The organism is Paraclostridium sp. (genome assembly GCF_051656405.1).
Lineage (GTDB): Bacteria > Bacillota > Clostridia > Peptostreptococcales > Peptostreptococcaceae > Paraclostridium.
In genome coordinates this window covers 1-11,034 of sequence record NZ_JBOGBV010000044.1, presented here as the reverse complement: position 1 = coordinate 11,034, position 11,034 = coordinate 1, and the positions used below count along the sequence as shown (strand labels likewise).

15 protein-coding genes are annotated in these 11,034 nt (G+C 28.8%); 2 read left to right on the top strand and 13 right to left on the bottom strand.

The genetic code is table 11. The features are described from left to right. Positions 1-371: 371 nt before the first annotated feature. From ACRDDE_RS06130 to ACRDDE_RS06085, 10 genes are all read right to left on the bottom strand, one after another. The gene (locus tag ACRDDE_RS06130; protein WP_438626289.1) at positions 372-899 is read right to left on the bottom strand and encodes a VanZ family protein; all 528 of its coding nucleotides are present in this window, start codon (positions 897-899) and stop codon (positions 372-374) included. 172 nt (positions 900-1,071) lie between these two features. Then, positions 1,072-1,698 (bottom strand): MerB-like organometallic lyase SaoL, encoded by a 627-nt coding sequence (saoL, locus tag ACRDDE_RS06125; protein ID WP_438626287.1) that lies wholly within the window; start codon positions 1,696-1,698, stop codon positions 1,072-1,074. Positions 1,699-1,705: 7 nt separating this feature from the next. Then, the gene (gene saoA, locus ACRDDE_RS06120; RefSeq protein WP_438626285.1) at positions 1,706-2,458 is read right to left on the bottom strand and encodes an ABC transporter ATP-binding protein SaoA; all 753 of its coding nucleotides are present in this window, start codon (positions 2,456-2,458) and stop codon (positions 1,706-1,708) included. Next, positions 2,458-3,264 (bottom strand): ABC transporter permease subunit SaoP, encoded by an 807-nt coding sequence (saoP, locus tag ACRDDE_RS06115; RefSeq protein WP_438626283.1) that lies wholly within the window; start codon positions 3,262-3,264, stop codon positions 2,458-2,460. Before saoP ends, saoA begins: the two co-directional genes overlap by 1 nt. Then, positions 3,231-4,025, bottom strand: coding sequence for an ABC transporter substrate-binding (seleno)protein SaoB (gene saoB / locus ACRDDE_RS06110; protein WP_438626281.1), 795 nt, complete (start codon positions 4,023-4,025; stop codon positions 3,231-3,233). The genes saoP and saoB overlap by 34 nt, the downstream gene beginning before the upstream one ends. Further along, the gene (gene saoX / locus ACRDDE_RS06105; protein ID WP_438626279.1) at positions 4,012-5,124 is read right to left on the bottom strand and encodes an ABC transporter substrate-binding subunit SaoX; all 1,113 of its coding nucleotides are present in this window, start codon (positions 5,122-5,124) and stop codon (positions 4,012-4,014) included. Before saoX ends, saoB begins: the two co-directional genes overlap by 14 nt. 29 nt (positions 5,125-5,153) lie before the next feature. Next, positions 5,154-5,618 (bottom strand): Cys-Cys-COOH (seleno)protein SaoC, encoded by a 465-nt coding sequence (gene saoC, locus ACRDDE_RS06100; protein WP_438626277.1) that lies wholly within the window; start codon positions 5,616-5,618, stop codon positions 5,154-5,156. Next, on the bottom strand, positions 5,608-6,687 hold the full coding sequence (gene saoE, locus ACRDDE_RS06095) for an efflux transporter SaoE (RefSeq protein ID WP_438626275.1): 1,080 nt from the start codon (positions 6,685-6,687) through the stop codon (positions 5,608-5,610). The genes saoC and saoE overlap by 11 nt, the downstream gene beginning before the upstream one ends. An 11-nt stretch (positions 6,688-6,698) precedes the next feature. Beyond that, positions 6,699-6,953, bottom strand: a complete 255-nt coding sequence (gene saoT, locus ACRDDE_RS06090) for a thioredoxin-like (seleno)protein SaoT (protein ID WP_438626273.1) — start codon at positions 6,951-6,953, stop codon at positions 6,699-6,701. 147 nt (positions 6,954-7,100) lie between these two features. Next, complete coding sequence (locus ACRDDE_RS06085) at positions 7,101-8,099, bottom strand: ion channel (RefSeq protein ID WP_438626271.1); 999 nt, start codon at positions 8,097-8,099, stop codon at positions 7,101-7,103. 269 nt (positions 8,100-8,368) lie between these two features. On the opposite strand from ACRDDE_RS06085, the gene ACRDDE_RS06080 reads away from it, so the two are divergent. Together ACRDDE_RS06080 and ACRDDE_RS06075 are read left to right on the top strand one after the other, a co-directional pair. Continuing rightward, complete coding sequence (locus ACRDDE_RS06080) at positions 8,369-8,683, top strand: hypothetical protein (RefSeq protein ID WP_438626269.1); 315 nt, start codon at positions 8,369-8,371, stop codon at positions 8,681-8,683. 91 nt (positions 8,684-8,774) lie between these two features. Then, a complete protein-coding gene (locus ACRDDE_RS06075; protein ID WP_438626267.1) occupies positions 8,775-9,080 on the top strand; it encodes a DUF1540 domain-containing protein in 306 nt (101 codons plus the stop codon). A 166-nt stretch (positions 9,081-9,246) separates the two neighbouring features. On the opposite strand, the gene buk is transcribed toward ACRDDE_RS06075, so the two are convergent. From buk to ACRDDE_RS06060, 3 genes are read right to left on the bottom strand one after another with little or no spacing between them, the layout of a single operon-like run. Continuing rightward, positions 9,247-10,338, bottom strand: coding sequence for a butyrate kinase (gene buk / locus ACRDDE_RS06070; RefSeq protein ID WP_438626265.1), 1,092 nt, complete (start codon positions 10,336-10,338; stop codon positions 9,247-9,249). 3 nt (positions 10,339-10,341) lie between these two features. Continuing rightward, the gene (locus ACRDDE_RS06065) at positions 10,342-10,920 is read right to left on the bottom strand and encodes an indolepyruvate oxidoreductase subunit beta (RefSeq protein WP_438626263.1); all 579 of its coding nucleotides are present in this window, start codon (positions 10,918-10,920) and stop codon (positions 10,342-10,344) included. Beyond that, positions 10,921-11,001, bottom strand: a complete 81-nt coding sequence (locus ACRDDE_RS06060; RefSeq protein ID WP_438626291.1) for a 4Fe-4S binding protein — start codon at positions 10,999-11,001, stop codon at positions 10,921-10,923. Between the last annotated feature and the right edge of the window lie 33 nt (positions 11,002-11,034).

Sequence of the window (11,034 nt, the reverse complement as noted above, 5' to 3'; positions counted from 1 at the left end):
AGTTATATTATCAGGAAACTCAGTTAATGCAATTGTAACGCTACTATCAATTGCATATAAATTATCAGCTACCCTAAATATAACATGAGGCAATCTTTCTTCATTTATCATCGTTAAATTCCCTTCCTTAAAATGATATAAACCCTATAAATGCTAATAATTTATTATTAAAATTGTAAATACAAATCATTAGCTTTCTAATTATACCAAATATTACCAATCATATTCTAGTCCTTTTGAGAATCTTTCTCATTTTTTATATACAATTTCAAGTCACAAAAAACGAAGTGGGATTATGTGTAAATTTCGAAACATTTCAGGCTTTTTTCCAGCCTGTTGTAAGAAACTTATACATAATCCCACGAAGTAACCTATACAACTTTACTATGTCTTTTAAATATAAAGTTAAAGAACCCTCTAATCCCTTTAAACACTATAACTATTACAAACAGTATTAAGATGCCCGTAAGAGCTCCTGATGAGTCTATAAGAACATCTTTCACGCTACCTACTCTTCCAGCTACAGCTAACTGTCTCATCTCATCATAATAAGCATATGATATACTTGCTATCATAGCTACAATACTAGCTATGTATATTCTTCTACTAAGCGCATATATAAGTAAACTTATAGAAAATCCTATACCTGCATATATACTAAAATGAGCCATTTTTCTAACTATATATCCCTTATCTCCATACTGCTTAAGTTTATCAAAAACTTTTTCTTTTACACTTATTATATTATGATCTTTTAAATTTACTTCTGATCTAATTTTATCAATTACATTAACAGCTGTATCAGATTGTTGTTTTGATACATCTCCTTTTTGACTAGAAAAATAATACATACCTCCCATAGTCATTACTACTAGTAGCAAGCATACTATTTTTTTCATACCGCCATCACCTGTCTTTCACAATATAGGCACAAGTTTAATATATACCTAAAAGTTTAATTTCGTGATAAATCACTTTTATATAAGTAATTATTATACTACAAATTTTAAAATAGTAAATGAATTTTATTTGAAGAATGCAAGAAGCCACCTGTTTAAGGTAGCTTCTTTTTTAGCCTACATAAAATATGTCATATGAAGCATCCATAGCTTCATTTATATCTAAGCAGTATATATCTTCATCATTTTCAAATCCATTTTCTTTTACCCATTTATCAAACTCATTCTTCGTCCAGAAGAAATTCATAATGTTTCAACAGTTTGCTGCCCAATTTTCGTGCTTATCCAAATTTAAATGAAGTACTCTTAAATTTGGATTATTTAAACTTGTTATCTTCCCATTCTTTATCGATATATTTATTTCATTTCCAGTTACATAACATCTAGATTTTATATCTATATCTTGATTGAAAGTACATCTCCACCCTAGTGCATCAATTGCACACATTGCATTAAACTCTCTATTGTCTGCTAACTTAACTCTATGCATAGTTGGATGAGCTGATACTGGATATATAAAATTTATACATTTTTGATCATCTACTACCATTATGTTTTTATTTATAAATAATTCTAACGTTTCTTCTATATATTCTTTTTTTAGCTTTAGCTTATCTTCTAAAAAAGCTATACTTTCATCTAGGCTTACAGGTCTTTCTTTTTGTATTATCATATCCATGATTGATACTCTAATATTTTTTTGTGTTTCATCTAAGCTTCTATACTTGTTATTTTCCATTTTAATTTTATACTCCATAACATGCTGATAATTTTTTTGTTAATCTATTTTTATATTCTAGATATTCTTCGCTCTCTCTGTCTCTTGGTCTATCTAGATCTATTTTTAAATCTTCTAATATACGCCCTTTATCTCTAGACATAACTACAACTCTATCGCTCATATATACCGCTTCATCTACATCATGAGTAACCATTATTGCAGTTATCTTTTTTTTCATCCAAATATTTTCTAGTTCTTCTTGAAGATTTTGTCTCATTTGAAAATCAACCGCTCCTAAAGGCTCATCCATTAAAAGGACTTCTGGATTACATGCCAGCGCTCTTATAACAGCGACCCTTTGTTTCATTCCCCCTGATAGCTGATGTGGATGCATCTTTTCTTTTCCCTTTAAATCTGATATTGATAATAGTTCTTCTAATCTCTGTTCTCTTTCTTTTTTAGACATTTTTTGTTGCTTCATTGGAAATTCAACATTTCCTTTTACTGTTTTCCAAGGAAATAATGCATAATTTTGAAATACAAATGCTCTATCTATACCTGGTTTATCTACTACTTTATTATTTAGTAAAACTTGACCCTTTTCACAAGTTTGAAAGCCTCCTATTATAGTTAATAATGTAGTTTTACCACAGCCAGATGGACCTAGTAATGATACAAATTCCCCTTCTTTTATATCTAGGTTTATATCCTCTAATACTTTATGTTCTACCTTATTATTTATAAAGGTTTTACTTATATTGTCTATTTTTAGTTTCATTAATTATCAAACCTCCATTTGCAAAGGCTCTTGTTTATAAATTTTAATATCCTATCGATTATGAATCCTATTAATGCTGCAAATATCATAAGTCCAATTAAAAGCTCTGTATTCATCATTGTTTGAGCTTGTACCATAGAGTAACCAAGACCGGCACTCGTTGCTATAAACTCGGCTCAGATTACAGACATCCAACCAGTACTTATTGCAAGTCTTGCTCCAGTTAAAATATCTGGAAGAGCTGCTGGTAGCATTACATTAGTAAATATTACAAACGGAGATGCTCCCATGCTTTTTGCTGCGTTATAATAATCTTTTGATATAGATCTAACACCTTGAATTGTATTAAGGATTATAGGGAATACTCCTGCAAAAGCTATTAAAAATATTGTTGGTCCATCTCCTATACCAAACCATACTATAGTTAATGGAACCCAAGCCATTATAGGTACTTGTCTTGCTGAATCTACTACTGGAGAAAATACCTTCTCAAAAGTTGATGAGAACCCCATAATAAGTCCTAGAGGAAGTCCAAATCCCATAGCATACATAAATCCCTTTAATACTCTTTGCATAGTAATTAATACGTTTTTTACAATTTCAGGTTCTGTTATACATGTTATAAATCCGTGAAATACATCCATTGGCATAGGAAGTAAAAGTGAGCTTCCTATCCTTTGTGCACTTATTTCCCATATTCCTATTATCACTATAAATAATAATATTTTATAAAATGCATCTAAAAACTTTTTATTTATTCCTCTTTTTTTATTTATTTCTGTATTTGTAGAAACTTTAAATTCCACTTTTTAAACTCACCCCAAACTTCTTTTGATATCTCTGTATCTGTATATTTTTCTAGTTCTTTTTTAAACAAGTTTTCATCATTTAATTCTTTTACACTTTGGTTATATAGTTTTATAAATTGGTCATATAATTTATTTTGTTTAAATGATTTATTTACAACCATTACATATGTATCATAATTCTTATTTATTGCTGTAGAAAATTTTTTCCCATTTAAACCAAGTGCTTTTATACTATCAATTACTATAGCATCTACTTTATCGCTTTCTAATGCATAAGCTAGTCCCCCACTTATAAAAGGTACTTCCTTTGCACTTTCATAATACTCTTTTACTAAATCAATTTGATAATTCCTATTTTGTGTAACTCCTACTTTTTTTATATTTTCATTTTTAACTAAAAATACATCAGAGTTTTGAACTACAGTATCTACAATTTCAAAATTTTTATCATACTCTACAAATTTTTTCGCCGCTTCTTTACAAATTATAGCCATATCTATTTGCTCTGAACTCAGAGCCCACTGCATTGTACTTGCTCAACAATCATTTATAGAGTATGGCTCTATTAAATTTTCGATTTCAACATCTGTAAAATAGTTTTTGTTTATCATATAATCAATGATAAAACCAGAGGTATCATCCGATACCCCTATTCTTATATTTCCATCTATTTTTTCAGTCTTAGGATTAAAAAATAATATACCTAAGCTTCCTATTATAATAATTAAACCTAAAATTATATTTTTAGTTTTGTCCATCTATCTCCATTGCCTTTGCTTTCCAATCTTCATAGCTCATACCTTTAGGAAATACTGGATCTACTTTTTCTTTTATAAATTTATCAAAATCATCTGCTCCACAAGATTTTAAAAGCTTATCATTTACAACTTTATCATAATCAGGTATTTCATCTAATGCCTTATTATCTTTATACATATCTAAATTATTTTTATATTCATCTCCAGTTATTTTCCATGTAAGAGTTCTTCCTTCTCCTACAGTCTTTTTATATATAGTCATTAATGCTACTTCTTCATCTACACTATAGTTTTTAGCAAATATTTTAGCTGCTTTAACTGGGTTTGTGTATATATACTCTATAGCTTTTGTGTGTGCTAAAACCATTTTTTCAGCTAAATCTGGATGTTCTTTTACAAAGTTAGTATTTAATGAGAATGAACAACAATTGTATTCTTTTCCTGTATTTTTCTCCTTATATTGAGTTGATGAAATTATTTTACCAACTCCTTCTTTTTCCGCTACAGATCCCCATGGATCGCATGTACTAAAAGCTTTTATTTGACCTGTCTTTAATGCTAAGTATGCATCTTTACTAGAGTCTATATTTACAACTTGATATTTAGATGAGTCTACTGGAAGTCCTGTTTCTGGACTGTAATCTGTAGTCCATAATAAATCTCCATCTGGATCTGACGCTATTTTTTGTCCTATTAATTCTTTAGGATCTTTTATATCATTTGCAACTACTAAGTATTCAGATCCACCTCTATGGTTATTTGCAGCTACAACTATTGGTGATCCTTTCGGGATAGCTCCAACTAACCCTTTAGTTCCGATGTATCCTGCATCCATTTGTCCAGCTGCCATAGCTTCTGGAACTTTTCCGTTACCTACAGCTTGAACATTAAGACCTAAATCTTTGTAAATTCCAGCATCTACTGCAACTGGCGCAGCTGTCATATGGTCACAATTATAATAACCTAATTTAATTGCATAATCTGAACTTCCTTTTGTTGACGTTTCTTGCTTGTTTTCTTTGCTACTGCATCCTGTTAAAACTGTAGTGCTTATTGCACCTATTAGTACTAATGACTTTACCTTTTTTGAAATTTTCACTTTTAATTTTCCCCTTTGTTGAATTTATATTAGCAACATGCATTCATGCCTTCTCCGAATAAATCTACTAATTTTTTATTTTCTAGCCTATATATTGCGTATCCTACATTTCCATTTTTAGATCCAGATAATACAAGTTCTATCTCATCTTTATCATCTATATTTTTAAATTCTATTAAAATATCGTCTATAGGTGCTCTTATAGGTTCTGTCATATAAACGTTTTCGTTATCACTTATAATTCCAACCATTTCATTGTGGTTTTTCCCTTTTTTATAAACTACTAATAAATCATCGACTTTATCATTGTTTATATCTTTTTGCGTGTACGTAAGTATTTTTTCATATTTTGCATTTTCCTTAAAATAATTTAAATACTCTTCATTTACATCTGGTAGGTTACTTTCTTGCTTCTTTTTCTCTTTGCTGTATACTGCAATTCCGATTAATAAAACTATTATAGAAAGTATTATTAAAATCTTTTTACGCTTCATTTTTTACAACCTTTCTAAAGCTAGGCATTATAGCTTTTATGAAAAATATAAATATTATAAATGAGCATAGGTATTTTACAGAGTCAGGTATATTTAACATTATAGTATTAGCTATACTTATAGATTCCTGTTTATAACTAATATTTATATTTGTAGCCTTTCCCATTAAAAGGAAGTTTGTTATATACCCAATAACTAGCGAGCAAGTTGTAAGTGTTATAGAATATATAGCTACAGTTCTCTTTCCTATTACTTTATACATACTTATAAGTTCTGGTAAATTTGTGGCAGCTCCAGCTATTAAAAATGTTATAGCTATTCCTGGTGATGCTCCACTTGCTACTAATGCTGCAATAAATGGTATATGTCCAACTGCACATACGTACATAATACATGCAAGTACTGCTATACTACCCAAAGATAGTACCCCTGGATTTCCTAAGTATTTTTGAATTATGCTACTTGGAAACACTGTTGTTATAAATCCTGCAACAAACATTCCTATTACAACATATTTACTAATTGTAAGTGCTAATTCAGAAAATGACCATTTTAATCCTTCTATTACTTTTTCTTTAAAGCTTAATTCTTCTTCTTCTAGCTCAATAGCTATTTCTTCATCCTCTTGTTGGTTTATACATAATTCATTTTTACCTAAGTAGTTTCCTAAAAGTCCTACTATTATTGGCACGACAAAACCCGATATAACATAAATAATAGTTATGTCTGGCCCTAGTAACCCTAAACTTAATACTACTGCTATTGGATTTATAATTGGAGTTGATGTCATAAAAGCTAAAACTGGACCTAGGTAAGCTCCAGAATAGTACATACTTATTCCTATAGGTATAACTCCACAACTGCATATTGGTAGTAACATTCCTGAAACTGTACTCTTTAATAATGATGATATTTTTTTATTTCCAAGAGATTTTTGAAATTTTTCTGGACTTATTAGATTATGTAGTAGACCTGCTATTATAAAACTTATTATTAGCCAACCTGAAGCTCCATTTAATATACTTATAGATGCTAGTAGTACGTCTTTGAAAAAATCTAAAATATACATTTAATTCTCCCCTAATTATTTATAGCCTCTGTTATTGCTTTTTCTATGACATCCTTTGAAAGCCTATCATATTTTTTCCTTTGGTTTATAATCATTGTTCCTTTTGTTATGATTCCGTATTTTTTTAAATAAGTAAAATCTTTTCCCGCTTGATATAATTTTATATCTATCTTTTCTTTGTAAACTTCCCCTAGCTTTTTTATTAGCATTCCATGCTCATCACATGTAGGTCATGTATTTATAAATTCTACTAAAATTTTTGACATTTTTCCTCCTTATTTTTTCTTTTTTCCCGTTTAATTTACAATTTTTTACACTCAAGCTCTTTTATTATACATAGAGTTTTCAGATATTGTAAAATAGAATATATCTATACAAATACGTTATTATATAGATATATTCTATTTATTTTTTTATCTATTTATTTTCCTTGCAAGCGTTGCCGTCCAAATACCAACCATCGTTACCCCTAAAAACATTTCTATTCCTGATAAAAATATGCTATATCCAAACGGCGTTATATCTCCATAACCAACAGTTGTAAATGTAACTATACTAAAATGAAATGCTCTCACAAAATCATCTATCATAACATTTGCTGATTTTTCTGTAAAAAACAGCTCTTTATAAGATATAATTTCACTTCCTATTTTAAGTCCAAAAATTAGATATAGTATAGTAAATAAAAATATAAGTTCTAAAGACGTTATAAGTGCATAAGTCGGTCTTTCTCCATATCCACAAATTAACCAAAGTGCATCTGATTTAAATCTTTTTATTCCCTTTAAAGTTTTTCGTTCTATAGTTTTGTAAATATATAAGTATTCACCATACTTAGCTAATAAATTATTTTCTTGAAATTTATAAGCTATAGCTCTATAAAATTTATAACAACTTTCATAGCTTTCATTATTTAATTCGTCAAAGAATGTATCTTCATTAAACTTAGTCACTAAACTATCATCGAATTCTAAGTTATATATATAAGATTCAGTTAATTTAAATGATTTTAAATCACAATCCTTAATTGTCATAAAATCTATATGACAGCTAATAAAAATACTTTTTTTAAAGTTGCTATGTTCAGTTGTAAAATTATTTAATTGATTGTATCTTAATATTGAATTTTTAAAGCTACAATTTATAAACCTAACTTTATTAAATTTGCAATTTATGAATATACTATTTTCAAAACTGCAATTTATAAATTCTATATTTTCAAATTGCATATCCTTTATCTTTCTATTTTCAAATTGTGTGTTTTTAACAATTTTCGAATCCAAAATCTCATCTATTTTTATATATTTATTAAATTCATAAGAACTTATATCTTTTATATTCTTATCATTAAGCCTATTATTAACTTCGTTGTTAGCAATTTTTCTTAATTTATTAAACTCAATAGGTTTCATATTTATTCTCCAAAAATAATTTTTTAATATTAACTATTTCGTTTTAATATTTTGATAATCCTTTGAAATAAAATTTTTGTCATATCATTTTTATCATAATGTTCTACTTTTTTTAATATACTTGTACAAATAACCATTTGGGGGAGGATAAATTTATGAATACAAAGATAAAAGTTTTAGAGGAAAAACTACCTAAAAAATGTTGATCCTATTGTAATCATCTTTCTTTAGAAGGTCCTAATGATGATTTTACTTATGATATAAAATGTGTGCTTTCAAATAGTACTCCTTTAAATGGAGATTCATGTAATGATTTTAGCCCAGAATATACTAATTTAAATCATGTTGATTTAGATACTTTATATTTGAAGTTTTTAGAGTCAGCTATTCAAGTTGATTATGCATCTTACTTAAACTCTCTGCACTGGAAATTATTTAAAGAAAAAGCTTTAGATTATAACGACTATGAATGTTCTAAGTGTGGATGTAGTGACAATTTAAATGTTTATCATATAAATGATAATTTCGGCCGAGAAACTTTCGATGATGTAAATGTACTTTGTGAAAATTGTTTAAGAAATTAAATTTATATACTACTAATATTTTTTTAAAATAAACAAATAATAAATTCATAGTCAACTGACTATGAATTTATTTTATTTTGGAGGTATTTATATGTCAAATCCTATAAACTGTTCATCTACAAGTTGTGCATATAACAACAGTGGAGGCTGTTATGCATCTGGAATTCAAGTAAAAGGTTCAAGAGCAAAAACAACATCTCAAACAAACTGTGCAACTTACCAAGATAAAGCATCAAGTTCATTCACTAACTGTTCTGGAGAATGTACTTGTGCTAAAACTCATTCTATCTCTTGTGGTGCTGATCACTGTAAGCACAATAGCAATGGATGCTGTAAGGCTGAGTCTGTTCAAATAAACATGCAAGATGCATCTTGCGAAACTTTTGTAACTAAATAGTCTCCCACTATATTATTTACAAAATAAAAAAGAGCTGATTGTAATATATAGGGAATGGTATCCATGTATGTTTTAGCGACATTTTGAAAGTGTTCTTTAACTTTCATGGAGCAAAATATACATGGATACCTGACCTCTGTTAATATATTAGTCAGCTCTTTTTATTTTAATTAAAACTTAAATCTTCGATTAATTCTTCATATTCTCTATAATTTTCTTCGCCTTTTAAAATTCTTAATGCTCCATAAGAAAGAGCTTCTAACTCATTTTCTCCTGCGAGTACAGTTACAGGTGCAATAAACCTTACTTTATCACTTAATTTTTTAGTTAAATTTTTAGAGTATGCAATTCCTCCAGTTAAAATTATTGCGTCTACATCTCCATCTAAAACTGTAGATAACTCACCTATTCCCTTTGCAACTTGGTAAATTAAAGCATCGTATATTAATTTAGCTTTTTCATCACCATTTTCAATCATTTTTTCAACTTCTCTAATATCTACAGTATTTAAATGCCCTACTATGCCACCTTTTCCTCTAATTTTTTTCATCATTTCTTTTTGAGTATATTTTCCACTAAAACACATATCTACAACCTTTTTAACAGGTATTCTTCCACTTCTTTCTGGAGAAAATGGACCCTCATCATCAGAAACTACATCTATCATTTTTCCATTTTTATGTGCAGCTATAGTTATTCCGCCTCCAAGGTGTGCTAATATTAAATTCATATCTTTATAATCTCTATTGTTTTCCTTTGAAAATTTAATAGCCATAGCTCTTGAGTTTAATGCATGGCTCAAGCAGTTTCTCTTTATTTCTGGAAACCCTAATACTCTAGCTACATCATCTAATTCATCAACTGCTACACTATCGTATATATATGCATTTACTCCTATTTCTTTAGCTATTTCATAAGAAATAAGCGCTCCTAAGTTTGATGCATGTTCTATTATAGGTTTATTCTTCAACCTATCTACCATAACATCATTTACTAAATAAGCTCCTGATTTTACAGGCGGAAGTATCCCCCCTCTTCCCACTATAGAATCTAATTCCTCTTTTTTAAAATCGTTTTCCTGAAGGATATTTAAAATGCTTTCTTTTCTCATTTCAAATTGATCAGTTATACTATTGTACTTTTCTAATTCATTTGCACTATGATTTATACTTTTCGAAAAAAGCATATTTTCATCTTCATATACTGCAATTTTAGTAGATGTTGAACCTGGATTAATCGCTAATATTTTGTACCCCATAAACTACTCCCCTTTGACTAAATTCATTCCTACTTTAAATGCTTCTATATTTATGTCTACAAACTCCTTTTTTACATTATCACTTATAATTTGATTCCAGTCAATATGTTCAAGGTTCATAGATTTCACTAAGCTTCCAAGTAAAATTATATTCATCGTTTTTGGGTTTCCAAGTTCAATAGCACTATTTGATGCATTTATTAATTTAGCTCCTACTCTCAATAACTCTTCACTTATTTCCTTTCCTTTGTATTCAGCTTTTCCATTTAATATTGGCATTGAATTTATTTGATAGTCATTGACTATTATTTTCCCATTATCTTTTAAGTAATCTAACCATCTTAATGCTTCCATTTTTTCAAATGAAACTAAAACATCTGCTCCACCTTTTTCTATAACTGGAGAATAAACTTTATCACCATATCTAACTTGAGAAGATACAGATCCACCACGCTGACTCATCCCATGTATTTCACTCATCTTTACATCATATCCTGATTCCATAAGACCAATTGTTAGAAGCTTACTTGCAAGTATAGTACCTTGACCCCCAACTCCAACTAAAAGTACGCTCTTTGTCATTTATTTATCCCCCTTATATATAGCTTGTTTTGGACATATTTGTGAACATACTTCACATCCTACACAGCTAGTTTTTTCAATACATGCTTTTTTAGTTTCTTTATCAAATGATAT